Annotated in this window: 25 protein-coding genes and 1 tRNA gene; 9 read left to right on the plus strand and 17 right to left on the minus strand. The window is 62.8% G+C overall.

Translation table 11 applies throughout. The features are described 5' to 3' along the window. Positions 1-2 precede the first annotated feature (2 nt). The 12 genes from ABUE11_RS12320 to ABUE11_RS12375 all read right to left on the minus strand — a co-directional run bounded on the left by ABUE11_RS12320 (position 3) and on the right by ABUE11_RS12375 (position 7392). Entirely contained in the window at positions 3-863 is an 861-nt protein-coding gene (locus tag ABUE11_RS12320) for an ATP-binding protein (RefSeq protein WP_172622982.1), read from the minus strand. Then, on the minus strand, positions 863-1621 hold the full coding sequence (locus ABUE11_RS12325) for a BRO family protein (RefSeq protein ID WP_088861531.1): 759 nt from the start codon (positions 1619-1621) through the stop codon (positions 863-865). Before ABUE11_RS12325 ends, ABUE11_RS12320 begins: the two co-directional genes overlap by 1 nt. A 2-nt stretch (positions 1622-1623) precedes the next feature. Then, positions 1624-1905 (minus strand): hypothetical protein, encoded by a 282-nt coding sequence (locus ABUE11_RS12330; protein ID WP_088862017.1) that lies wholly within the window; start codon positions 1903-1905, stop codon positions 1624-1626. A 5-nt stretch (positions 1906-1910) separates the two neighbouring features. Beyond that, positions 1911-2387 (minus strand): hypothetical protein, encoded by a 477-nt coding sequence (locus ABUE11_RS12335; protein WP_088861532.1) that lies wholly within the window; start codon positions 2385-2387, stop codon positions 1911-1913. An 11-nt stretch (positions 2388-2398) separates the two neighbouring features. Beyond that, complete coding sequence (locus tag ABUE11_RS12340; RefSeq protein ID WP_020200569.1) at positions 2399-2662, minus strand: helix-turn-helix domain-containing protein; 264 nt, start codon at positions 2660-2662, stop codon at positions 2399-2401. 174 nt (positions 2663-2836) lie between these two features. Beyond that, positions 2837-3301, minus strand: a complete 465-nt coding sequence (locus ABUE11_RS12345) for a hypothetical protein (protein WP_088861533.1) — start codon at positions 3299-3301, stop codon at positions 2837-2839. Continuing rightward, complete coding sequence (locus tag ABUE11_RS12350; protein WP_088861534.1) at positions 3298-4710, minus strand: recombinase family protein; 1413 nt, start codon at positions 4708-4710, stop codon at positions 3298-3300. The genes ABUE11_RS12345 and ABUE11_RS12350 overlap by 4 nt, the downstream gene beginning before the upstream one ends. Then, complete coding sequence (locus ABUE11_RS12355) at positions 4707-5180, minus strand: DUF2924 domain-containing protein (protein WP_088861535.1); 474 nt, start codon at positions 5178-5180, stop codon at positions 4707-4709. Before ABUE11_RS12355 ends, ABUE11_RS12350 begins: the two co-directional genes overlap by 4 nt. After that, complete coding sequence (locus tag ABUE11_RS12360; protein WP_081201542.1) at positions 5177-5392, minus strand: hypothetical protein; 216 nt, start codon at positions 5390-5392, stop codon at positions 5177-5179. Before ABUE11_RS12360 ends, ABUE11_RS12355 begins: the two co-directional genes overlap by 4 nt. A 93-nt stretch (positions 5393-5485) precedes the next feature. Beyond that, positions 5486-6088: a hypothetical protein gene (locus ABUE11_RS12365; protein WP_088861536.1), complete on the minus strand. Its 603-nt coding sequence runs from the start codon at positions 6086-6088 to the stop codon at positions 5486-5488. Between the two features lie 30 nt (positions 6089-6118). Continuing rightward, complete coding sequence (locus tag ABUE11_RS12370) at positions 6119-7048, minus strand: ImmA/IrrE family metallo-endopeptidase (RefSeq protein WP_197736073.1); 930 nt, start codon at positions 7046-7048, stop codon at positions 6119-6121. Beyond that, entirely contained in the window at positions 7045-7392 is a 348-nt protein-coding gene (locus ABUE11_RS12375; RefSeq protein ID WP_088861537.1) for a helix-turn-helix transcriptional regulator, read from the minus strand. Before ABUE11_RS12375 ends, ABUE11_RS12370 begins: the two co-directional genes overlap by 4 nt. 244 nt (positions 7393-7636) lie before the next feature. Here ABUE11_RS12375 and ABUE11_RS12380 point away from each other — a divergent pair, with 244 nt between their 5' ends. Together ABUE11_RS12380 and ABUE11_RS12385 are read left to right on the plus strand one after the other, a co-directional pair. Continuing rightward, entirely contained in the window at positions 7637-8872 is a 1236-nt protein-coding gene (locus ABUE11_RS12380; RefSeq protein WP_088861538.1) for a hypothetical protein, read from the plus strand. 3 nt (positions 8873-8875) lie between these two features. Beyond that, positions 8876-9826, plus strand: a complete 951-nt coding sequence (locus ABUE11_RS12385; protein ID WP_367065529.1) for a hypothetical protein — start codon at positions 8876-8878, stop codon at positions 9824-9826. Between the two features lie 263 nt (positions 9827-10089). Here ABUE11_RS12385 and ABUE11_RS12390 read toward each other — a convergent pair. From ABUE11_RS12390 to ABUE11_RS12410, 5 genes are all read right to left on the minus strand, one after another. Further along, positions 10090-10165, minus strand: a tRNA-Ala gene (locus ABUE11_RS12390). A gap of 97 nt (positions 10166-10262) precedes the next feature. Further along, positions 10263-12854 (minus strand): bifunctional aconitate hydratase 2/2-methylisocitrate dehydratase, encoded by a 2592-nt coding sequence (gene acnB / locus ABUE11_RS12395; RefSeq protein ID WP_367065530.1) that lies wholly within the window; start codon positions 12852-12854, stop codon positions 10263-10265. 116 nt (positions 12855-12970) lie between these two features. Continuing rightward, positions 12971-13579: a hypothetical protein gene (locus ABUE11_RS12400; RefSeq protein WP_367065532.1), complete on the minus strand. Its 609-nt coding sequence runs from the start codon at positions 13577-13579 to the stop codon at positions 12971-12973. A gap of 87 nt (positions 13580-13666) precedes the next feature. Continuing rightward, complete coding sequence (locus ABUE11_RS12405) at positions 13667-14659, minus strand: aldolase/citrate lyase family protein (RefSeq protein WP_367065533.1); 993 nt, start codon at positions 14657-14659, stop codon at positions 13667-13669. A 188-nt stretch (positions 14660-14847) separates the two neighbouring features. After that, positions 14848-15834 carry a malate dehydrogenase gene (locus ABUE11_RS12410; RefSeq protein WP_367065534.1) on the minus strand — a complete coding sequence of 329 codons (987 nt, stop codon included), beginning with the start codon at positions 15832-15834 and terminating at the stop codon, positions 14848-14850. Positions 15835-16022: 188 nt separating this feature from the next. On the opposite strand from ABUE11_RS12410, the gene ABUE11_RS12415 reads away from it, so the two are divergent. From ABUE11_RS12415 to gltA, 7 genes are all read left to right on the plus strand, one after another. Next, positions 16023-16814, plus strand: a complete 792-nt coding sequence (locus tag ABUE11_RS12415; RefSeq protein WP_367065536.1) for a GntR family transcriptional regulator — start codon at positions 16023-16025, stop codon at positions 16812-16814. 134 nt (positions 16815-16948) lie between these two features. Then, entirely contained in the window at positions 16949-17380 is a 432-nt protein-coding gene (gene sdhC / locus ABUE11_RS12420) for a succinate dehydrogenase, cytochrome b556 subunit (protein ID WP_367065537.1), read from the plus strand. Positions 17381-17406: 26 nt separating this feature from the next. Next, on the plus strand, positions 17407-17772 hold the full coding sequence (sdhD, locus tag ABUE11_RS12425; RefSeq protein ID WP_367065538.1) for a succinate dehydrogenase, hydrophobic membrane anchor protein: 366 nt from the start codon (positions 17407-17409) through the stop codon (positions 17770-17772). A 51-nt stretch (positions 17773-17823) separates the two neighbouring features. Beyond that, the gene (gene sdhA / locus ABUE11_RS12430) at positions 17824-19629 is read left to right on the plus strand and encodes a succinate dehydrogenase flavoprotein subunit (protein WP_367065539.1); all 1806 of its coding nucleotides are present in this window, start codon (positions 17824-17826) and stop codon (positions 19627-19629) included. A 30-nt stretch (positions 19630-19659) separates the two neighbouring features. Next, positions 19660-20364 (plus strand): succinate dehydrogenase iron-sulfur subunit, encoded by a 705-nt coding sequence (locus ABUE11_RS12435; protein ID WP_367065540.1) that lies wholly within the window; start codon positions 19660-19662, stop codon positions 20362-20364. Positions 20365-20371: 7 nt separating this feature from the next. Further along, positions 20372-20644 (plus strand): succinate dehydrogenase assembly factor 2, encoded by a 273-nt coding sequence (locus ABUE11_RS12440; protein WP_367065542.1) that lies wholly within the window; start codon positions 20372-20374, stop codon positions 20642-20644. A gap of 56 nt (positions 20645-20700) precedes the next feature. Continuing rightward, positions 20701-21996 carry a citrate synthase gene (gltA, locus tag ABUE11_RS12445; RefSeq protein ID WP_367065543.1) on the plus strand — a complete coding sequence of 432 codons (1296 nt, stop codon included), beginning with the start codon at positions 20701-20703 and terminating at the stop codon, positions 21994-21996. Positions 21997-22190 lie beyond the last annotated feature (194 nt).

Below are 22190 nucleotides of genomic sequence, written 5' to 3' on the forward strand. Positions count from 1 at the left end.
GATTACTCCTTGGATTCGGTGGTGTTTGCTGCGGTGGGGATGCCGGTGCTGCCGGGCATGGGCAATGGCGACTGGCCTGCGCACTTGGCGATCAGTGCGCCGAGATGCGGCGGCTCCAGCAGGTCGAGGCGACCGCTGCGGTCTTTGGCTGGAAAGCCGTAGGGATTGACGGTGTGGGTGACGAAGGCGCGGTAGGTACTGCCGTCCTCGGCCTTGATCTCGGCCAGCGTCACGACCTCGTCGACGATGCCGGGCAGCTCCAGGCTGGTTTTGCTGCCTTCGATCTGCGGCACGAACACCTTGCGGTTGTAGTCGTCGAGACGTTCGTCGAGGATGGCGACGAACACCACGTTCTTGCCGCGGGCGTGCTGCAGATGAGTCAGTGCGCCGATCATTTCCTGGCCAAGCAGGCCATATGCGGCGCGCAGATCGGGTTTGCCGGAACGGTCGCTGGTGGCACCGGGTTGCGTCTTGCACCATGCGAAGCACTGCCGGGACAGCTGCGTGATCGAGTCGAGAAAGAAGGTCTGGTAGCGGTCGAGCTGCGTCGGGTTGCCAAATTTCTCGATGACGTGGTCGTAATGCGCCTGCGAGAACGCGCTCTCCGGCGGCAGTGACTTGTCCGGGCCTGCGAGGAACACGAAAAAGTCGCGGCTTTCCGGCCACGAGGCCGGGCGGATGGTGTCGCCCGGCCAGTCGGCCACGGCGAGGTCGCCCGCCTCGATGTCGAGGAACAAGGTGGTGGCAGGGTCGAGGTCTTTGAGCCGGGTGGTCTTGCCGATGCCGGACTTGCCCAGCATCAGCAATTTCACACCCTTGCGTTCGGCCAAGCGCTGCTGCGCGGAAATGATCGGGAGGGACATCACGCCACCTCCTTCAGTTGTTCCGCGACCGCGGGATTCCAGAGGATCTGGTAGCCGCTGTGGCCGTTGCGCGAGTACGGCATGGCTTCGGCCCATGCTTCACCGGCCTCGGTCAGCTCCCACTCGTCCCGGTCGTTGCGGAACTGAAGGCCGCCGGATGCCAGCAACTGGTTCGTGGCTTTGGCTGAGCGACTCAGCAATTTGCCGAGCTGTGTGGCGTTGAGCGAGCAGATAGGCTCGTTGGCGGCAGGCAAAGCGCGGCGCAGCACTTCCGTGGTCAGGCCGGTGTTTTCCTGAATGCAGGTCAACGTGGCAGCCATTGCAATGCCGGTCTTGACGCCCGGTACCTTGGCGACCGCCTCGCCGATCAGCAGGATGGCGGTGACGCGATCTTGGGTCGGCGCGGGCAAGGCGGCCATCGTGGCGGCGGCGGAATACGCGCCTGTCTTGCGGATTGCAGGCAGCACTTCACCGGTGATCCAGCGCTTGAAACGCTTGGCGGCATCCTTGGTGCTGCCGAGGATCAGGGCGTAAAGCCCCGACTCGTTGACGTGGTTTTGGCGTTGACGGCCACCCGCCGTAAGGGTCTCCAATTTTTGGAGATCCTCGGCATCGACGTGGGACTTAATCGCCTGAGACGGATTGCCCATCTCCAGGGCGTCGCAGACATCGGTGGCGTTGAACCACGGCTGCCCGAGTTCATCGACCTGGACGCGCACGGCGTGCGCTTCGAACTGGAAGGGAAGGATCGCGCTCATGATCAGGCCTCCCACGACACGTCGGCGATACGGTCGACTCCACGCGCGGCACGTTTGCGTACCTCGGTGTGGAGTTCTTCCAGCGCGGTGCGGCGGCGACCGAGCGCCAGCGATTCCGCGTTGGCCGTCTGGATGGCAAAAGCCAGCTCGTCCACAGTGGCGGCATCAAGCGGGACAACGACGTCCTTGCCGTCCGCGCGGCGATACCGGATTTCGTCAGGGAGGTGTTCGCCGTAGATGGACGGCAGCTGTTGACGCAGCGAGGCGATGAGATTGGTGCTCATGGTCATTACTCCGAATCGATGGAAAGGGTGAAAGACGGCTTGCCGGAATCCACAGTGCGAGCGGCGGCGAACTGCTGTTGCAAGGCAGGCGGCCAGTTCGTGAAGCGGGATTCGGAGACGGACAACTTGATGTCGAGGTAACCCTCAACCTTCTCGCCTGAGGCGACGATGCGTTCAGCGATCTCAGCCAGTTGCTTCTGATCCCAGCTGACCTTCTTGGGCAGCTCGAACTTCAGGTGCAGCAGGCCATCGCTGATGTGTGCGGTGCCGAAGTCACGGCCGGATTCGCGCAGCGCGGTGCGTGCCTGCTCGCCGTAGCACTGATCCAGTGCCGCGTCGAACTTGGTGCGCGCCTTTTTCAGCCAGTCGATGGCTGCATCGAGGTTCTTGTCGATCTCGTGTTTCTGCACGGGTGGCAATGCGGCCAGCTGGCTTACGGACATCTCTGCGATGTCGGCGGGGAAGATGGTGATGTCATTCATCGCATCTCTCCTCAAACCGCCGCGCGTTCGGATGTCGAGTCGTGCAGCGCTTCACGCTCAAACTCGAGGATCGCGTCGACCGGGTAGCCGACACGCTTGGACAGCTTCAGGTAGCGTGGACCGCGACCCTCACTGCGCCAGCGCTGCAAAGTCTTGGGGCTCACGCCCCATCGTTGCGCGAGCTCGTTCTCGTTGAGCACGCGGCGATCACCGGGTGACATGGTGTTGATCGCCTGCTGTGGCGACCGGGGGATACCGCTGGTTGGTGTCTGCATGGAATGCTCCTGTGACGTTGTTGAGTAACAGGTGTCATTCCAAACTTTGGGTAGCGAACCTTTAAGGGACGCAATGGCGAACCACGACGGAACTCCTGGTTCGCCAATGGCCCAGGGCAGAAAAGCAAACGGCGAGCACATGGCTCGCCGTCATCGGGTGTGTCTAGAGGCAGATCAGACGTCAGAAAAGCCGAGCAATCGACGCTGCGCAGCCCAATCGCGCGGTAGTTGCTCTTGGCGGCCACGCAAGGTGTGCAGATTCAAGTGGCGTGGCTGACGTCCTTCGAATATCGCCTCCACGATATCGGGGGCCAGCATGGTCATGCGCAAGACCTCGGCAGCCCAGCCCGGCTCTACTTTCATGGCGTGCGCCAAATCCGTTGTCGTGGAGTAGGTGCCATCGTCGATCAAGCGCTTCCAGTAGAAGGCCTTGCCCAGCGTTTTGATCATCGGCACATCGAAGCCACCGATTCGGTCCGCGATCTCGGGGGCTGGCGGTATCAGCAGCTTCCGATTCTGGCGACGCTTGATCGTCAGGGGCACCAAGGTGACCCGCTGCCCCTCGCTGACATAGCTGCGCGCCTCGGCACCGACCTCGATGCGGACGGCGCGCTGGCGCTGGTGGGTCGTGGTATTCATGCCAAAGCCTCCTCGACACGCTCCTGGGACTCTTCGATCAAGGGATGCGTGCTGATATCCGCACCGAATCCGATCCAACCGTCCTCCCGCCAAACGATATCCAGTCCGTGCCCGTGTAGTTGCACGCGTTCGATCAACAGCCGTGTGATCCGTTGCTGCTCGGCGGGGAACAGTTGCGACCACACGTCACCGATGCGCTGCATGGCAACCACCACCTGTGCCTCGTCCAGCGTCGACCCCGCCGGATGCTGCTGGCAGGATCTCCACACTGCGATCAGCATTTGCGGCGATGAGAGCGCAGCATGGATTTGCGCCAACACGGCATCTTCGATCTCGGCGGCTGGCAGGTGGCCCACGTCCGGAGTATGTGGAGCCAGGCTGGCACCGGCGTTGCGCCGCTTGTGCAGGTAAGGCACGTAGTAGCGGTACTGCCGACCATTTTTCTTTTTGACGAAGGAGTGCAACATGCGTTGGCCATCCGGTGCAAACAGAAGTCCCGCCAGCAGTGCCGGATGCTTGGCTCGGTGTTCGCGCGGTGCCTGCTTTCGCCTCTCAATGAAGGCGTGTGCCGCGTCCCACAATTCTTGAGTAATGATGGGGTCGTGCTGGCCCGAGTACCACGTCTCGTGATTGCAGATTTCACCGAGGTAAATGCGGTTACGCAGCAAGGTAAAGAGGTACTGCTGATCGATGCTGCGCCCCAATCGCTCCCGGCCGGACTGGGTGACCCATGCTTTGGTGGTATGCCCTTCGATTTCCAGTTCGCGGACGAGTCGCGCAGCCGAGCCGTGCTCGGCATAGCGGCGGAAGATGTCACGCACCAGCGCGGCTTCACGTTCATTGATGACGAGCTTGCGTTCGACCACGTCGTATCCAAGAGGCGGGACTCCGCCCATCCACATGCCCTTGGCCTTGCTGGCGGCGATCTTGTCGCGGATGCGTTCGCCGGTGACCTCGCGTTCGAACTGCGCGAATGACAAAAGGATGTTGAGCGTCAATCGCCCCATCGATGTGGTGGTGTTGAACTGCTGCGTGACTGCGACAAAGGAGACGCCGTTGCGGTCGAAAACCTCGACCAGCTTTGCGAAGTCCGGCAGGCTGCGCGTGAGGCGGTCGATTTTGTAGACGACCACGGTATCGATCTTCCCCGCCTCGATGTCGATCATCAGGCGGCGCAACCCGGGCCGTTCCATGTTGCCACCAGAGTAGCCGCCGTCGTCGTATCCGTCGTCGACAGCTATCCAGCCTTCATGCCGTTGGCTTGCAATGAAGGCCAAGCCTGCATCACGCTGTGCCTCGAGGCTGTTGTATTCCTGATCGAGGCCTTCGTCAGTGGACTTGCGGGTGTAGACGGCGCAGCGCTTCTTTGGTGTGACTGCGGGAGTTTGATTTCGACGCACTGAGCTCATACCGCCCCCTTCTTCGAAGCTGGTGCCTTCAAGCCAAAGAACACCGGACCTGACCAGTGACTGCCCGTGATGCGTTTGGCTACAGCGGACAGGCTCTTGAAGCGTTGCCCCTGGTACTCGAAATCATTCGATCCGCGCACCAGCACACGATGTTCAATGTCGTCGTAGATGCGTGTCAGGACGGTACCGGGCAGTAGGCGTTGGCTATCGCCGCGCAGTTGCTTGGGCAAGATGCCGGTTTCGCCAACCTCCTCAAGCTTCTTGCGCAGTGACGGTTTCAAACCGCCAAACGCGCGCTCTTGCATCCGGTAGGCCAGGCGACTTTCCAACCAGACCCGATGGTGGTGATTTGGCCGTTCATCGAAATGGTCGTCCCAGAGAGCCCAAAGATCATCCATCGAAAGATGGGGAATAGCCGCGACGCGGGCGGCGACTGAGGCAGGCGTTGGTGAGGTTGCGTGTGCTGTCATGGGCGAACTCCGTTGTTGTGATCGGGGTTCGCATTCACGCGCTGTTGGCCGGGGAAGCCAAGGCAAACGTGCTCGCTGTTTTGGGGGATGTCGCGCGATTGGCGGACACGAAGGCGCAGCAGCGCGGCAGCCAAGAGATCAGCGATTTCTTGATGCCCGTGCCGTGGCCGTTCAGGTGATGTGCAAATGGAGATAGGTTCGATTTCTGTCATGGCAAGCGTTCCGATGGAAAACGCTGCTCATGCTAGAAACCAAGGGCACTTCGCGTAACGTGATTTAGCGGGAGTGCGCGGGTTTGAACACTCTCAACTGTGGGTTAGTGTCAAACAGTTGGCGTAGTAGCAAGGTATCCCGTCCTCAGGGTCTTCGTCGGTTTCGTGTCTAACCTGAGTCAGCTGAAACTTTGATTTCGAAGAATCAATGACTGACTTCGTGCGCTTTTCGATCCACTGGGTGCGATTGGTCAGCGTTGGAAACACGATGTGGCAACTTGCCAGCCTGTTAGCGCCGTCGTTTACAGCAAGAAGTTCCTGGAGCCGAACGAGATCTTTCTCGAGTTCCGGCGCACTTGGATCGAACCCCTTTAACTCGACCGCATGGCGTGTCGTATCGGTGATTACGAAAATATCGACTTTGCCCTTGCGGGAGATTTTCGGTCTCTCTTCCTTGAACCACTTCTTCAAGCCGCCAGAACTAGTTACGAGATCAAACAGCACTGACTTCGTCGGTTCCTCCAATCGAATCTGAATATCTAGTCCATGAAAGTTGCCGAAGCCGTCGGTGAGCGCATCTGCGACTGCCACGGTCAGGAGGTACTCTGGCTTGATATGTAGGAGTTCCTTGGTGTAGCGCCAATGGCGGTCAACGCCTGCCTTCAACCCTGTCAGCAGTTGTTCTTCGATTTTCATGGCTTCCCTCTACGTCTAGAACTTGGGCTATCACCGAACGGGACGCTGGCCGTTGGCGACAAATTGGTCATAGCTGTCAAAGCTCTCGCCGTCTTGCCAAGACCGATCCCATGACCGTGGTTCAGCACTTTCCAGTAGCAGAAGGGTCAGGACGCGATCTCCTGTGGTGTAGCTGTGCTTGAACTCGCGCAACTTCATGTGGGGTGCCTCCTCCGGGCACCAGATCGCGGCAGACATCTCCGTGCCATCCCACTCCTGCTCGACGGTGGAATCAGCAGCCAGGGTGCCGGTTAATGGTTCCTGCGGATCGTCAGTGCGCCGAATGCGGGCGCGCGTCTTGACCGCGCTGCTGCTGCGCCATTCGTACTTCACGAAACCGTTGTCCCAATAGACAAGGATTGCCCGCTGCGTGGTGAATTTGATGAACCGAATGCACAGCGCCTCGAACGACACCTGGAACCGCTTGGCAAGGGCGCTCAGGACATGCAAGTCGATGCGCTGGTTCGAGATCCACTCGCGCAGCAAGTCGCCAGGCATCAGCAGGTTGCTGGCAAAGTCGTCCGCCTCACGTTCGATGACACGGATAGTGTCAGCGCCGGAGTACACGCTTTCCTTGTCGCAGTTGAAACTTTGCCGCTGATCGCGGTGAAGGATGAAGTGACCCAGTTCGTGAGCGATAGTGAAACGCTGGCGCTCGGGGCTAACCGTGCCGTTGTATGCGATGCCCCAAAGCGCTGGATCGGTGGAGTCCCGCGCCAGCATGCCCTCGAAAGCATTGTCATTAAATTGCACTGGGGGACGGATTTCCCGAACACCTTTTCCGTAGGGTGTAGTCGGAAGCATTCGTCGCACGACATCGAGATCGACCGCCTCAGGCACGTCCGAGCCATACCATGCTCTCAGCCACTTATGGACATGGCTGGCGGCGATGGAGCCTGTGAGTGCCTGCGTTGAGCTCATCCTTTCGTCTCCGGCAGATTCTTGTCGGGGAAGATGATCTTCAGCGCTTTACGGACCCGGTCCTTCTCGTCTTCCGTCATACCCGCGTAGGTCCGAAAGAAAATCACGTCCTCGGGACTGGCGTCGGGGGCCTCTGGCATGGGCTCGCCCATGATGTCCTCCATCGTCACGCCCAGCACCCTGGCCAGGGCCTGGACCCGTTCAGCAGAGGGACGCTGACCGTCCTTCATTTCCAGTTCCCATATGTACGCCTTGGTACAGCCGACTTCGTCGGCGACCTGTTGCAAGGTCAATTTCTTTGCCTCGCGTAAGCGTCGCAGGCGTGCTCCGAACGCTGAAGCCATAGCGATGCTCCTGTAGGGGAAAACAGTCAGTTAACAAAAACAAGACCGCCAGTATAGCCGCGAGATACAAATGCGGTCTAGATGTGCCGCTTTGATTGACAAGCGGAAATCTGAGGTTCAGAATCGCGCTTGTATCTCGCTACTTTACTTGTGCGAGGTGCGTGTTCAGTAACCTAGTCGCTGGCCAGAGCAGTCCGTACATCGGTCGCAGACCTTCGACGCCGATCCAGAAAGGACGATCAAGATGAAGAAGACCTTTGTCGACGTGATGCTCGAGCTGCCGGTGGACGCCACGCTGCGCGACTTCCTGACCACCCACAGCCTGCCGGTGCCTGATGGCTTTGCCTGGGATGACACGCCGGAGACCAGCCAGTTTCTGGTCGAAGCGGTCAAAGTCTGGGCCGACATTGCTGCCCGCGACCGGATGACGGCCAACCTCATGGCCAGCGTTCAGTTGGGCGATGCGGCAGGTAAGCAGGCGATGTTTGAGGCGGCCGTGGCCGATGGTGCTGCGCTGGCGGGTTTGGCGCTGTGTGCAAGTGACATCCACCGTTCCTTCTGGCTCTACGTCCACCACCCGGCACTGTTCGAGCGTGCCTATGACTTCAGTTTTTGGGAGCAGCATGGGCAACAGACACAGCAATACGATCTTGGCCTGAAACGCCAACCGAACGGTTCGGATGCCAATCTGACCGCGTTGCGTCACGCCATCGCGGCCTTCTACAAGCGCGAACTCCAATGCGGAGACGGCAGCGTGGCGCACTTGGTCGAGCGCAGCCCGGGCGTGTTCCTACTGTCGGTCCATGTCAAGGACATGGCGATGCTGCGTCTGGAGTTCGAGGGAGCGACCCTGAAACGCCGGGTCGGCAACCCCAACATCCACATGGTGCTGGAGTACGCCAAGTCCACCGGTGTGGTGCGCACGCTGGTGCGCGGCGGCGCAAAGTATCAGCAAATGCTGGTCGAGGCCTTCGCAGAGCACGTGCTGGGCGTGAAAGCGAGCGCTCACAAAATCAAGTCGCCGACGCTGGATTTGTCGATGCTGCGCACAGGATTCGATGTGCCGGAGGCCTTTGAGGACGGCTTCTCGATGGTTCAGTTGAAGGCACTCACCCTGCTCAGCCCTGACACGGCGCTGAAGATCGAATGCACGGCGATGCAGTCCAGCCAGCAACGCTCGGTGCACGATTTGCTGAAGGAAAAGCTGCCGGGCCCGCTGGAGGGTCAGTGGGCGGTGACAGCGGCACAGGTCAATCTCTATTACCCACCCGAGCCGGGCAGGACTCGCCCCAAGGTGGTCACCATCGAAGTGACCAGCAAAGGGCGGCTGAACCTGCACAAGTTCGACGCCAAGATGCAGGCGCAGCTGGAAGGCTACTTGGTTGCGGTGGGCATCTTGCAGAAGGGCCAGACCCTCAGCGCCCAGGAGTTGCCGCCGGAGACCGACGCAGTCAGTTCCTCATCCGCTTTCGAGGACTGACCAATGGCGACGCACGATGCCTGGGCCCTGGTTTGCCGCCTGTTCGCGGGCGGCACGCCGGTGCTGCGTTCCACGCTGTCGCCACGAGAGGTATCGACTTTGCCTGTGCTCGGCAAAGCGGTCAGGCCAACAATGTTGGATCAGTCTTTTGTGCTCTGCCCGCACTGCCAGCAGCACCGCGCGCAGGTCTGGAGTGATGGTCGGGGCGGCCGGATCTGCCGTTGCCCGGAGTGTGGCCAGGTGCCGGTCGAGGCAATCGATGGTGCGGCATTAGCCCTGGATGATGACTGGCTGCGGCAGAAAATGCGTCTCGCGCTCGACATCGAGAGCCGCGACGACATCGATGACTTGGGCGACGGTGTTTGGCGGCTCGGTAACGCACGCAGCTCTCCGGTAGTGCTGGCCCGAGACCTGACGAGAGTGCTGCATGAGCCGTCCTTGCTGGATCGTGTCCGGGTGGCGGGAAGCAACATCCGAGTCATCACCCCCAGGCCGCGCACGACTCGCGGATCGCCCTTCGGCTCCGGTGTGGAATGGCTGGCGCTGGAAGAACGATTCACGTTCTATGGCGGCGGAATCTCGTTCATCACTTCGGCACCGTCTGCAGCGCCAGCAGTGACCGATCCGGCTGCACCTGTGAACGGGCCATTCTCGGCGGACTTCAAGTGGGCGACGCTGCCGGACGTGCAGGCCACGCCGATCCGGTTCACCGATGGTCAGGCTAAGGTCTTCGAGTCGCTGTGGTCGTTCAAGGGAGTCGAGGTGGACAGCGAAAGGATCATGCAGCGCGCTGGCCAGAAGAGCGACAAGCCGATTGATCTGTTCAAGATCAAGTCGAAGGACAAGGGCAAGCCGGAGCACGAGGCTCGACTGGCAGCCTACGGGGCACTCGTCGTCACACAGCAACGTGCAGGCTTGTATTCCATGCCTTGCGCGGCGGCAGTGTTGGCGTGACGGACTGCTGCTCCAAGCAAGCCCGACAACGAATGGCAATGGCACGCGCACAAATCATGGTCGCGAAAGGCCATGTGCGTGTGCCACGGCGAAGAAGTTAGCGCCGATTTCGAGAGAAGAGAGGGCGGAACGGAGGGCAACTGGGGATGTTCCTGCCAGACCACAGGACCCCGGTCGCACACGCAGAATGTGCGGGAACCCCGCGTGTCATGCGGGAAGCACAAATGAAAACGCCCAACTGAGAACAGTTGGGCGCTGAATTTTGGTGGACCGAAGGAGGATCGAACTCCCGACCTCTGCATTGCGAACGCAGCGCTCTCCCAGCTGAGCTATCGGCCCGTGATCGAGAGTCTACCGCACGCGACAAGACTGCGAGACTCTCGAATGCAACAGGCAAGTGCGTGACCGACCTGCTGCAGATGACGCAGCGCCTGCGTCAGGCGGTCACGCCCTTGGCGACCTCGGCGTATTCCTCGATCTGGTCGAAGTTCATGTAGCGGTACACGCTGGCCTTGTCCTGATCGATCACGCCCATTTCCTTGAGGTATTCCTCCTTGGTCGGCAGCTTGCCCATGCGCGAGGCGATGGCCGACAGCTCGGCCGAGCCCAGGAACACGTTGGTGTTCTTGCCCAGGCGGTTCGGGAAGTTGCGCGTGGACGTGGAGATCACCGTCGCACCCTCGTGCACCTGCGCCTGGTTGCCCATGCACAGCGAGCAGCCGGGCATTTCGGTACGCGCACCCGCGGTGCCAAAGGCGGCGTAGTGGCCTTCCTTGATCAGCTCGTTCTGGTCCATCTTGGTCGGCGGCGCCACCCACAGCTTGACGGGGATGTCGCGCTGGCCGCCCAGCAGCTTGGCCGCGGCGCGGAAATGGCCGATGTTGGTCATGCACGAGCCGATGAAGGCCTCGTCGATCTTGGTGCCAGCCACTTCGGACAGGAACTTGGCGTCGTCCGGGTCGTTCGGGCAGCAGACGATGGGCTCGGTGATCTCGTTCATGTCGATCTCGATCACGGCGGCGTACTCGGCGTCCTTGTCGGCCTCGAGCAGCTGCGGGTTGGCCAGCCAGGCCTCGACCTTCTCGATGCGGCGCGCCAGGGTCTTGGCGTCCTGGTAGCCGTCCGCGATCATGTTCTTCATCAGAACGATGTTGGACTTCAGGTACTCGATGATCGGCTCCTTGTTGAGCTTGATCGTGCAGCCAGCGGCGGAGCGCTCTGCAGACGCATCCGACAGCTCGAACGCCTGCTCGACCTTCAGGTCCGGCAGACCTTCGATCTCGAGGATGCGGCCCGAGAAGATGTTCTTCTTGCCGGCCTTGGCCACGGTGAGCAAACCTGCCTTGATGGCGTACAGCGGGATGGCATGCACCAGATCACGCAGCGTCACGCCGGGCTGCAGTTGGCCCTTGAAACGCACCAGCACCGATTCGGGCATGTCCAGCGGCATCACGCCCGTGGCAGCACCGAAGGCCACCAGGCCCGAGCCCGCGGGGAAGGAGATGCCGATCGGGAAGCGCGTGTGCGAGTCACCGCCCGTGCCCACGGTGTCGGGCAGCAGCAGGCGGTTCAGCCATGAATGGATCACGCCGTCGCCCGGGCGCAGCGCCACGCCGCCGCGGCTGCTGATGAACTCGGGCAGGGTGCGGTGGGTCTTGACGTCCACAGGCTTGGGGTAGGCCGCGGTGTGGCAGAACGACTGCATCACCATGTCGGCCGAGAAGCCCAGGCATGCCAGGTCCTTGAGCTCGTCGCGCGTCATCGGGCCGGTCGTGTCTTGCGAACCGACGGTGGTCATCTTGGGCTCGCAGTAGGTGCCGGGACGGATGCCCTGGCCTTCGGGCAGGCCGCAGGCACGGCCCACCATCTTCTGCGCCAGCGTGAAGCCGGCCTTGGACTCGGCAGGCGCCTGCGGCAGGCGGAACGCCGTGGATGCGGGCAGCCCCAGGGCCTCGCGTGCCTTGCCCGTCAGCGCGCGGCCGATGATCAGGTTGATGCGGCCGCCGGCCTGCACCTCGTCGAGCAGCACGTCACTCTTGAGCTTGAAGTCGGCGATCTTCTCGCCGGCCTTCTCGATCTTGCCGGCGTACGGGAAGATGTCGAGCACGTCGCCCATTTCCATCTTGGAGACGTCAACCTCGATGGGCAGCGAACCCGAATCCTCTTGCGTGTTGAAGAAGATGGGAGCGATCTTGCCGCCCAGCGTCACGCCGCCGAAGCGCTTGTTGGGCACGAAGGGGATGTCCTCGCCCGTGGCCCAGATCACGCTGTTGGTGGCCGACTTGCGGCTCGAGCCCGTACCCACCACGTCACCCACATAGGCGACGATATGGCCCTTCTTCTTCAGGTCCTCGATGAACTGGATGGGGCCGCGCACGCCATCCTGCTCGGGCTTGAAGGCCGCGTCGGGGCGCGTGTTCTTGAGCATCGCCAGGTAGTGCATGGGGATGTCGGGGCGCGTCGTCGCGTCGGGCGCGGGCGAGAGGTCGTCGGTGTTGGTCTCGCCGGGCACCTTGAACACGGTGACGGTGATCTTCTCGGCCACCTTGGGACGGCTCGTGAACCACTCTGCGTCGGCCCAGCTCTGCATGACTTCCTTGGCCTTCGCGTTGCCGGCCTTGGCCTTGGTGGCCACGTCGTTGAAGTAGTCGAACATGAGCAGCGTCTTCTTGAGCGCGTCCGCGGCCACCTGGGCCACTTCGGCGTCGTCGAGCAGCTCGATCAGCGGGTGCACGTTGTAGCCGCCCACCATGGTGCCCAGCAGCTCGGTGGCCTTGGCCTTGGAAATCAGGCCCACCTGGATGTCGCCATGCGCGACGGCGGCCAGAAAGCTGGCCTTGACCTTGGCGGCGTCATCCACGCCCGGGGGCACGCGGTGCGTGAGCAGATCCATCAGGAATTGCTCTTCGCCGGCCGGCGGGTTCTTGATGAGCTCGATCAGCTCGGCGACCTGCTTGGCATCAAGCGCCAGGGGCGGGATGCCCAGTTTGGCGCGCTCGGCGACGTGGGCTCGGTAGGCTTGCAGCATGTCTTCTTTCTCCGGAAGGTCAGGGTTTTCAAAGTGGGGACGATCGCCTGCCGGCCACATGCAGGCTCACCGCCAGGGCGGCCCATGCCTGTGGCCCGCAAGCGGGCGGCGGATTCTTACTTGTTCGCAGGCGAATCCAGCAGACTGGGGGGCGGATTCCTCTTGAAGCCCTCGGCCACCGTCACCTGCTGGGGACTCATGCACTCATCGGCCATGCGCTGACCAAGCTTCTGGTTCATGAGCATGGACTTGTTGGCAATCTGAATCCACACGGCACCGGCGCGCTGGTCCTCCAGGCGCACCGCGCCGGTGGCCGACACCACCGGGGCCATGTGGTACTTGAAGCCCCGGCCCTCGACAAAGAAGCGCCCGGGCGACTGCGGATCGGCCTCGATCTGGACATAGGCGCCGAGCTCGCAGGCAATGCGGCCGGTATGGACCTCACTGGCGATCGCCAGTTCTGCGGGTGTCAGCGCAGCCTCGGCGGCGACGATGCCCGCGGCCACCTGCGCGGCGCCGCTGTGCAGGCGCGTGCGGCTGCTGGTGGCCGAGGCCTTGGCAACCGCAGGCGCCTTGGCGGCCGGTTTGGCGGCGGGCTTCTTGGCAACGGTCTTGCTGGCAGCGGGCTTGCTGGCGCTGGCGGCCGGCGCTGGCTTGCTGGTGGACTGCGCCATGGACCACGCGGGGGCGAGCAGCAGCAAGGCGGTAGCGACGAGGGTTTTCATGATGACTCCGGCAGAAATATGCACAAAACCATGATTGTGGCGGCGAAATGCCTGCATCGGACGGGTGCTTGCATGGTCACTCTCCCCTCAGCCGGCAAACCAGCCCTGCGCCTGCGGCGCCAGGGCGCGACCTGTCTGATGCGCACGCTCGAGCACCTGCCAGAAATAGCGGTAGCTGGCGCGGTCGTGCAGCACGCCGTCTTCGCTGATGGGCGCCCAGTCGGCGTCGATGGCGGCGCAAATGATGCGCGTGGCGCGGGCGATCTCGGCATCCTCGGGCGCGAAGGCCGACAGAATCGGACGGATCTGCGCCGGATGGATGCTCCACATGCGCGTGTAGCCGAACTCGCGCGCGGCGCGCTCCGCCGCCGCCTGCATGGCGGCGGTGTTGCTGAACTCCGTCACCACGCAGTGCGAGGGCACCTTGCCGTTGGCATGGCAGGCGGCCGCGATCTCCAGCTTGGCGCGCACGACGAGGGGGTGCTCGAACTGGCCGGCCGAGGTCATGGCCGAGGCCGGTATCGCACCGCCATGGGCGGAGACGAAGTCCATGAGGCCGAAGCTCAGGCTCTGGATACGCGGATGAGCGGCGATCTCGAAGGCGCGCTGTACGGCCGCGGGCGACTCGATGAGCGCATGCAGCGGCAACTGCCCTGCCCCGGCGGCGGCGAGGGCGCGCTCTGCAACGAGCACATCGTCCACCGACTCCACCTTGGGGATCATGATGTGCGTGAGCCGCTGGCCGGCCTGGCCCGCGATGATGGCCATGTCCTGCGCAAACGCGGGGTGGTCGACCGTGTGCACGCGCGCGGCAACCCTGGCGCCCTGCGCCGCCTGGCTGGCCAGGGAGGCCACGAGCTCGGCATGCTCGCGCTCGCGGCCCACGGGGGCGCCGTCCTCGCAGTCGAGCGTGACGTCGAACACGCAGTGTCCGAACTCCGCCGTCATCTCGGCCTGCAGCTGCAGGCTCTTGCGCATCCGCACCTCGACGCCGCTGTAGTGGTCGCAGACCGGCAGCACATGAGCCACGGCCTGGGCGCCCAGCAGGATCTCTCGGGGATGGGGTGCGACTTGAGGCATGGGGGGCATGGGCCTGGCGGATGTATCGACAAAAAGATGGTGTGGCGACTGCGGCTGCGGGGGCGCAATGGCTACAGCATGTCTCTACCGAAGAATCATTTTTGATAGCTGCTCGCGCTTGCCTCTCAAGGGATTGAAGTACAAATTTCCTTCAATCCCCCGCCAGACAAGCGCAAGCCGCTATGGTTTTACAGCAGGTGCTTCACGCCATCCTGCTCGCCCTGCAGCTCGGCCAGGGTCTTGTTGATGCATTCCTGGCTGAAGGCGTCGATGGGCAGATCCTTGACGATGGTGTACTTGCCGCCCTCGCAGGTCACGGGGTAGCCGAACATCACGTCCTTGGGGATGCCGTATTCGCCATTGGACGGAATGCCCATGGTGACCCACTTGCCGTTGGTGCCCAGGGCCCAGTCGCGCATGTGGTCGATGGCGGCGTTGGCAGCCGAGGCGGCCGAGGACAGGCCACGTGCGGCGATGATGGCCGCGCCGCGCTTGCCCACGGTGGGCAGGAACACGTTGGCGTTCCACTCATGGTCGTTGATGGTGTCCTTGACGGACTTGCCATTCACCGTGGCGAAACGGTAGTCGGCGTACATGGTGGGCGAGTGGTTGCCCCACACGGCCAACTTCTCGATGTCGCCCACGGCGCAGCCGATCTTGGCGGCGATCTGCGAGGCGGCGCGGTTGTGGTCCAGGCGCAGCATGGCGGTGAAGTTCTCGCGCGGCAGGTCGGGCGCGCTCTTCATGGCGATGTAGGCATTGGTGTTGGCGGGGTTGCCGACCACCAGCACCTTGACGTTGCGCGAGGCCACGGCGTTCAGTGCCTTGCCCTGGGCGGTGAAGATCTGCGCGTTGGCGGCCAACAGATCCGAGCGCTCCATGCCGGGGCCACGCGGACGGGCGCCGACCAGCAGGGCGTAGTCGGTGTCCTTGAACGCCGTCATGGGATCGGAATGGGCCTCGATGCCGGCGAGCAGCGGGAAGGCGCAGTCCTCGAGCTCCATGATCACGCCCTTGAGCGCGTTCTGGGCCTTCTCGTCGGGGATTTCCAGCAGCTGCAGGATGACGGGCTGATCCTTGCCCAGCATTTCGCCAGAGGCGATGCGAAACAGCAGGGCATAGCCGATTTGGCCGGCGGCGCCGGTGACTGCGACGCGAACGGGCTTCTTGCTCATGAAAAACTCCAGAAAGGAAGTGACAAAAAAGGTGGTGACAAGGCAACACCGGCGCCAGCTACCGGCAGTCCATGCCTCGCAAACCTTGTGGATTTTACTGCCGAATCACCCCTATGGTCAATTTGTCTTATGTCTTATATAAGATATGATTGCACCCGACCGGCAACCCAGACACACAGCGCACCACCATGTCATCCCCGCCTCCGATCAACGCCGAAGGCACGCCACAGATCAATGGCGGCGCGGGAGTGATCACGCCCGCCTTCAGCCCGCTCTATCAACAGATCAAGGGCCTGATACTGCAGAGCCTGCAGCAGGGCGAATGGAAGCCCGGCGAGGCCATCCCCAGCGAGATGGAGCTGGCATCACGCTTTCGCGTCAGCCAGGGCACGGTGCGCAAGGCCATCGACGAGCTCGCGGCCGACAACCTGGTCACGCGCCGCCAGGGCAAGGGCACGTTTGTCGCCACCCACGCCGAGCGCCAGGTTCAGTACCGCTTCCTGAAGCTGCTTCCCGATGCCGGCGACGCGCGCGAGGAAGGCCCCGCTCAGCGCACCATCCTCGAATGCCGCCGGCTGCGCGCCAACGCCGAGGTGGCGCGCAGCCTGGCCCTGCGCGCGGGCGACTCGGTGATTCAGATCAAGCGCATCCTGTCCTTCGTGGGCGTACCCACCATCCTCGAGGACATCTGGCTGCCGGGCCAGGCCTTCAAGGGACTGACGGCCGAGCAGATGGCGCACTACCAGGGGCCGACCTACGCCATGTTCGAACTCGACTTCGGCGTGCGCATGGTGCGCGCCGAGGAGAAGATCCGCGCCGTCCTGCCCGATGAAACGCAGGCCCAGTGGCTCAATGTATCGCCCGCCACGCCACTGCTGAGCGTGGAGCGCCTGGCCTACACCTACAACGATGTGCCCATGGAGCTCAGGCGCGGCCTGTACCGCACGGACACGCACCACTATCACAACAAACTGAGCTGACACACAACCTACATCCGCGCCCAAAATCCATGTATACGCAGTCCCCGCACAACACGTCTGCTGCATTGCAATAGAATTTTGGGTTGTCCGCCTTCGGCAATTACAACGCAGTTACATCCACGAAAGCACCCACCATGACAGAGCCAGTCAAGAAAAAGCGGCCCGAATTCCGCAACCTCAACCTTTTCAGTGATGTGCGCACGTACCGCATGCCGCCGGCCGCGATCGTGTCCATCCTGCACCGCGCAAGCGGCGTGTTGATGCTGGTGCTGCTGCCCTTCATCATCTGGATGTTCGACACATCGCTGTCGTCGGAATACTCGTTCGCGCGCTTCGTCGCAGCCTTCGACGGCCAAGGCATGTTTCCCGGCTGGTTCGTCAAGCTCGTGGCCCTGGCGCTGATCTGGGCCTTCCTGCACCACCTCGGCGCAGGCCTGCGCCACCTGGTGCTGGACGTGACGCACAAGACGACCAAGGAATTCGGCCGCAGCTCGGCCATGGCCACCTTCGTCTTCAGCCTCGTGCTCACCGTGCTGCTCGGCGCCAAGCTGTTCGGCCTGTACTGATCTGATCGAAATCAAGGAGTAACCACATGGCTGCAACCTACGGCTACAAGCGCACCGTGGTCGGTGCACATTACGGCTGGCGCGACTTCGTCGTGCAGCGCATCACCGCGGTGCTGATCACCCTGTTCACGCTGCTGCTGCTGGCCAAGGTGCTGCTGATCCAGGGCCCCATCGGCTACGACAGCTGGGCCGCGATCTTTGCACCGCAGTGGATGAAGGCGCTGACCTTCTCCGTCATCGTCGCGCTGATCTGGCACGCCTGGGTCGGTGTCTGCAGCGTGCTGTACGACTATGCCAAGCCGGCCGGCTTTCGCCTCTTCCTGCAGTCGCTGGCTGCGCTGTGGCTGGTGAGCTGTGGTGGCTGGGCCATTCAGGTGCTGTGGCGCCTGTAAGCCGATCGGATCACCTGATTTGAGAACCCCTCGTACCGAATTCCCACGACCATGAGTTACACCAAAAAAGATATCGCCGTCCGCAAGTTCGATGTAGTCATCGTCGGCGCCGGCGGCTCGGGCATGCGCGCCTCGCTCGAACTCTCGCGCGCCGGCCTGTCCGTCGCCTGCCTGACCAAGGTCTTCCCCACGCGCTCGCACACCGTGGCCGCCCAGGGCGGCGTGTCGGCATCCCTCGGCAACATGAACGAGGACAACTGGCACTACCACTTCTACGACACCATCAAGGGCGGCGACTGGCTGTCCGACCAGGACGCCGTGGAGTTCATGTGCCGCGAGGCGCCCAACGTCGTCATCGAGCTCGAACATTTCGGCATGCCGTTCGACCGCAACCCCGACGGCACGATCTACCAGCGCCCCTTCGGCGGCCACACGGCCAACTACGGCGAAAAGCCCGTGCAGCGCGCCTGCGCCGCGGCCGACCGTACCGGCCATGCCATGCTGCACACGCTGTACCAGAAGAACGTCGAGTCCAAGACCAACTTCTTCGTCGAGTGGATGGCTCTGGACCTGATCCGCAACAGCGCCGGCGACGTCGTGGGCGTAACCGCACTGGAACTCGAGACCGGCGATCTGTACGAGCTGCACGCCAAGGCCGTGCTGCTGGCCACGGGCGGCGCGGGCCGCATCTTTGCCGCATCGACCAACGCCTTCATCAACACCGGCGACGGTCTGGGCATGGCGGCGCGCGCCGGCATTCCGCTGCAGGATCTGGAGTTCTGGCAGTTCCACCCCACCGGCGTGGCCGGCGCGGGCGTGCTGCTGACCGAAGGCTGCCGCGGCGAGGGCGCCATTCTGCTCAACAGCAACGGCGAACGCTTCATGGAGCGCTATGCGCCCACCTTGAAGGACCTGGCTCCGCGTGACTTCGTGTCCCGCTCGATGGACCAGGAGATCAAGGAAGGCCGTGGCTGCGGTCCGAACAAGGACTACATCCTGATGAAGCTCGACCACCTGGGTGCGGACACCATCAGGAAGCGCCTGCCCTCGGTGGAAGAAATTGGCCACAACTTCGCCAACGTGGACATCACCAAGGAGCCCATCCCCGTCGTGCCCACCATTCACTACCAGATGGGCGGTATCCCGACCAACATCCACGGCCAGGTCGTGACCTGGGACGGCGAGAAGAGCAATGTCGTCAACGGTCTGTACGCCGTGGGCGAATGCGCCGCGGTGTCGGTGCACGGCGCCAACCGCCTGGGCACCAACTCGCTGCTCGATCTGCTGGTCTTCGGCAAGTCCGCCGGCAAGCACATCGTCGAGTTCGTGAAGAACTTCGGTGACCACCACGAAGTTCCGGCCGACGCCAGCGACCGCACCCTGGCCCGCCTGAACAAGCTCGAAGAGTCCACGGACGGCCTGTACGCGCAGGACCTGGGCAACCAGATCCGCCAGACCATGCAGCAGCATGCGGGCGTGTTCCGCACGCAAAAGGGCATGGACGAAGGCGTGGTCAAGATCGCCGCCATCCGCGAGAAGGTGAGCCAGCTCACGCTCAAGGACAAGTCGCGCGTCTGGAACACCGCGCGCATGGAGGCGCTCGAGATCCACAACATGATCGAGGTGGCGCAGGCCACGATGGTGTCGGCCGCCGCACGTCACGAATGCCGTGGCGCACACACGGTGTACGACTACGAGCACCCTGCCGACCACCCGACCGCACCGCTGGGCCGTGACGACGCCAACTGGCTCAAGCACACCCTGTGGGACAGCGCCACCAACAGCCTGAGCTACAAGCCGGTGACGATGAAGCCTCTGACGGTGGACAGCATTCCCCCGAAGGTTCGCACGTTCTAAGCCTGCGCAGTCCCACGAAAGAAACACACCATGCAACGCACTTTCAAGATCTATCGCTACGACCCGGACAAGGACGCCAAGCCCTACATGCAGACCGTGCAGATCGAGCTCGACGGCCATGAGCGCATGCTGCTGGACGCGCTGGTCAAGCTCAAGGCTCAGGACCCGAGCATCTCGTTCCGTCGTTCCTGCCGCGAGGGCGTGTGCGGCTCGGACGCGATGAACATCAACGGCAAGAACGGCCTGGCCTGCCTGACCAACATGAACACGCTCAAGGGTGACATCATCCTCAAGCCCCTGCCCGGGCTGCCGGTGATTCGCGACCTGATCGTGGACATGACGCAGTTCTTCAACCAGTACCACTCGATCAAGCCCTACCTGCAGAACGAGACGCCCACGTCGCCGAGCAAGGAGCGCCTGCAGTCGCCCGAGGAGCGAGAGGAGCTCGACGGCCTGTACGAGTGCATTCTGTGCGCGAGCTGCTCGACGAGCTGCCCGAGCTTCTGGTGGAACCCCGACAAGTTCGTCGGCCCCGCAGGCCTGCTGCAGGCCTACCGCTTCATCGCCGACAGCCGCGACCAGGCAACGGCCGAGCGCCTGGACAACCTGGAAGACCCGTACCGCCTGTTCCGCTGCCACACCATCATGAACTGTGTGGACGTCTGCCCCAAGGGCCTCAAGCCCGCCGCCGCCATCAGCAAGATCAAGGAGCTGATGGTGCGCCGCGCCATCTGAGGCAGCAATGTCGCAAGACGCACTGCTCGACGAACGCGAAGTCTCCATCCTGCGCTGGCGCAGCCGGCGCGGGCTGGTGGAGAACGATCTGTTCATCGAGCGCTTCTTCGAGCGTCATGGCGCGCGCCTCACGGTGCGCGATGCTCACGCCATGACGCTGCTCATGAATCTGTCGGACAACGATCTGCTGGACCTGCTGCTCAGGCGCAAGGAACCCGAAGGCGAGATCGCCACCGACGACGTCAGGGCGGTACTGGCGCGCCTGCGCGAGCGCAGCTGACGCAGGGCGCACGCCAACACCCCCACACCGAGCAACCCAACCCAAGGAAACTGGAAATGAAACTGGCAGACAACAAAGCGACGCTATCGTTCAGCAACGGCAGCCCGAGCATCGAGCTTCCCGTGTACCAGGGCAGCATTGGCCCGGACGTCATCGACATCCGCAAGCTCTACGGCCAGTCGGGCATGTTCACCTATGACCCGGGTTTCCTGTCCACCGCATCCTGCCAGTCGGCCATCACCTACATCGATGGCGACAAGGGCGAACTGCTGTACCGCGGCTACCCCATCGAACAACTGGCCACCAAGTGCGACTACCTCGACACCTGCTACCTGCTGCTCAAGGGCGAGCTGCCCAACGCCACCGAGCGTGACGACTTCCACAAGCTGGTGCTCAAGCACACCATGGTGCACGAGCAGATGCAGTTCTTCCTGCGCGGTTTCCGCCGCGATGCCCACCCGATGGCCGTGCTCACGGGCCTGATCGGCGCGCTGTCGGCCTTCTATCACGACAGCACCGACATCAACAACCCGCAGCATCGTGAGATTGCCGCCATCCGCCTGATCTCCAAGCTGCCCACCCTGGTGGCCATGGCCTACAAGTACGGCGTCGGCCAGCCCTTCATGTACCCGCGCAACGAGTTGTCCTACGCCGGCAACTTCCTGCACATGATGTTCGGCACGCCCTGCGAGGACTACAAGGTCAACCCGGTGCTCGAAAAGGCCCTGGACCGCATCTTCATCCTGCACGCCGACCACGAGCAGAACGCCTCCACCTCCACGGTGCGCCTGTGCGGCTCCTCGGGCACCAACCCGTTCGCGGCCATTGCCGCCGGTGTCGCCTGCCTGTGGGGCCCCGCCCACGGTGGCGCCAACGAGGCCTGCCTGAACATGCTCGAAGACATCCAGCGCAACGGCGGCATCGCCAAGGTGGGTGAATTCATGGAGCAGGTCAAGGACAAGAACAGCGGCGTCAAGCTCATGGGCTTTGGCCACCGGGTCTACAAGAACTACGACCCGCGCGCCAAGCTCATGCAGGAAACCTGCAACGAGGTGCTGGCCGAGCTGGGCCTGGAAAAGGACCCGCTGTTCGCCCTGGCCAAGCAGGTCGAGAAGATCGCCCTCGAGGACGACTACTTCGTGCAGCGCAAGCTCTACCCGAACGTGGACTTCTACTCGGGCATCGTGCAGCGCGCCATCGGTATCCCCGTCAGCCTGTTCACCGGCATCTTCGCTCTGGCCCGCACGGTGGGCTGGATCGCCCAGCTCAACGAGATGCTGGCCGACCCCGAGTACAAGATCGGCCGTCCGCGCCAGCTGTTCACGGGTTCGCCGCGCCGCGACGTGCCCTGAGCCCGGTCGCGCACCTGCCTTCGCGCAGGTGCTGCCCACACAAGCCCGCATGCAACACCTGCCTGCGGGCTTTTTTGTCGGTCCTGCACACCGCCAACACGGGGCCAACGCGGATCTGCAGGATGCGGCGCGGCCCCGGCGCTGTTACAGTCGTCCGGTTCCTGTGGCTGCAGAGCCCAAGCCGCGCGGCGCAG

Source organism: Oryzisolibacter sp. LB2S (assembly GCF_040732315.1).
In the GTDB taxonomy this organism is placed as follows: Bacteria; Pseudomonadota; Gammaproteobacteria; order Burkholderiales; family Burkholderiaceae_C; genus Alicycliphilus; species Alicycliphilus soli.

What these genes read in the sequence shown, in the direction of transcription:
- ABUE11_RS12370 (WP_197736073.1), bottom strand. Translation starts at nt 7,048, where the DNA reads ATGAGCTCAACGCAGGCACTCACAGGCTCCATCGCCGCCAGCCATGTC.
- ABUE11_RS12350 (WP_088861534.1), bottom strand. Translation starts at nt 4,710, where the DNA reads ATGAGCTCAGTGCGTCGAAATCAAACTCCCGCAGTCACACCAAAGAAG.
- ABUE11_RS12435 (WP_367065540.1), top strand. Translation starts at nt 19,660, where the DNA reads ATGCAACGCACTTTCAAGATCTATCGCTACGACCCGGACAAGGACGCC.
- ABUE11_RS12410 (WP_367065534.1), bottom strand. Translation starts at nt 15,834, where the DNA reads ATGAGCAAGAAGCCCGTTCGCGTCGCAGTCACCGGCGCCGCCGGCCAA.
- ABUE11_RS12340 (WP_020200569.1), bottom strand. Translation starts at nt 2,662, where the DNA reads ATGCAGACACCAACCAGCGGTATCCCCCGGTCGCCACAGCAGGCGATC.
- ABUE11_RS12355 (WP_088861535.1), bottom strand. Translation starts at nt 5,180, where the DNA reads ATGACAGCACACGCAACCTCACCAACGCCTGCCTCAGTCGCCGCCCGC.
- sdhC (WP_367065537.1), top strand. Translation starts at nt 16,949, where the DNA reads ATGACAGAGCCAGTCAAGAAAAAGCGGCCCGAATTCCGCAACCTCAAC.
- sdhA (WP_367065539.1), top strand. Translation starts at nt 17,824, where the DNA reads ATGAGTTACACCAAAAAAGATATCGCCGTCCGCAAGTTCGATGTAGTC.
- ABUE11_RS12335 (WP_088861532.1), bottom strand. Translation starts at nt 2,387, where the DNA reads ATGAATGACATCACCATCTTCCCCGCCGACATCGCAGAGATGTCCGTA.
- ABUE11_RS12325 (WP_088861531.1), bottom strand. Translation starts at nt 1,621, where the DNA reads ATGAGCGCGATCCTTCCCTTCCAGTTCGAAGCGCACGCCGTGCGCGTC.
- ABUE11_RS12385 (WP_367065529.1), top strand. Translation starts at nt 8,876, where the DNA reads ATGGCGACGCACGATGCCTGGGCCCTGGTTTGCCGCCTGTTCGCGGGC.
- ABUE11_RS12400 (WP_367065532.1), bottom strand. Translation starts at nt 13,579, where the DNA reads ATGAAAACCCTCGTCGCTACCGCCTTGCTGCTGCTCGCCCCCGCGTGG.
- ABUE11_RS12415 (WP_367065536.1), top strand. Translation starts at nt 16,023, where the DNA reads ATGTCATCCCCGCCTCCGATCAACGCCGAAGGCACGCCACAGATCAAT.
- ABUE11_RS12405 (WP_367065533.1), bottom strand. Translation starts at nt 14,659, where the DNA reads ATGCCTCAAGTCGCACCCCATCCCCGAGAGATCCTGCTGGGCGCCCAG.
- ABUE11_RS12320 (WP_172622982.1), bottom strand. Translation starts at nt 863, where the DNA reads ATGTCCCTCCCGATCATTTCCGCGCAGCAGCGCTTGGCCGAACGCAAG.
- gltA (WP_367065543.1), top strand. Translation starts at nt 20,701, where the DNA reads ATGAAACTGGCAGACAACAAAGCGACGCTATCGTTCAGCAACGGCAGC.
- acnB (WP_367065530.1), bottom strand. Translation starts at nt 12,854, where the DNA reads ATGCTGCAAGCCTACCGAGCCCACGTCGCCGAGCGCGCCAAACTGGGC.
- ABUE11_RS12375 (WP_088861537.1), bottom strand. Translation starts at nt 7,392, where the DNA reads ATGGCTTCAGCGTTCGGAGCACGCCTGCGACGCTTACGCGAGGCAAAG.
- ABUE11_RS12380 (WP_088861538.1), top strand. Translation starts at nt 7,637, where the DNA reads ATGAAGAAGACCTTTGTCGACGTGATGCTCGAGCTGCCGGTGGACGCC.
- ABUE11_RS12360 (WP_081201542.1), bottom strand. Translation starts at nt 5,392, where the DNA reads ATGACAGAAATCGAACCTATCTCCATTTGCACATCACCTGAACGGCCA.
- ABUE11_RS12345 (WP_088861533.1), bottom strand. Translation starts at nt 3,301, where the DNA reads ATGAATACCACGACCCACCAGCGCCAGCGCGCCGTCCGCATCGAGGTC.
- sdhD (WP_367065538.1), top strand. Translation starts at nt 17,407, where the DNA reads ATGGCTGCAACCTACGGCTACAAGCGCACCGTGGTCGGTGCACATTAC.
- ABUE11_RS12440 (WP_367065542.1), top strand. Translation starts at nt 20,372, where the DNA reads ATGTCGCAAGACGCACTGCTCGACGAACGCGAAGTCTCCATCCTGCGC.
- ABUE11_RS12330 (WP_088862017.1), bottom strand. Translation starts at nt 1,905, where the DNA reads ATGAGCACCAATCTCATCGCCTCGCTGCGTCAACAGCTGCCGTCCATC.
- ABUE11_RS12365 (WP_088861536.1), bottom strand. Translation starts at nt 6,088, where the DNA reads ATGAAAATCGAAGAACAACTGCTGACAGGGTTGAAGGCAGGCGTTGAC.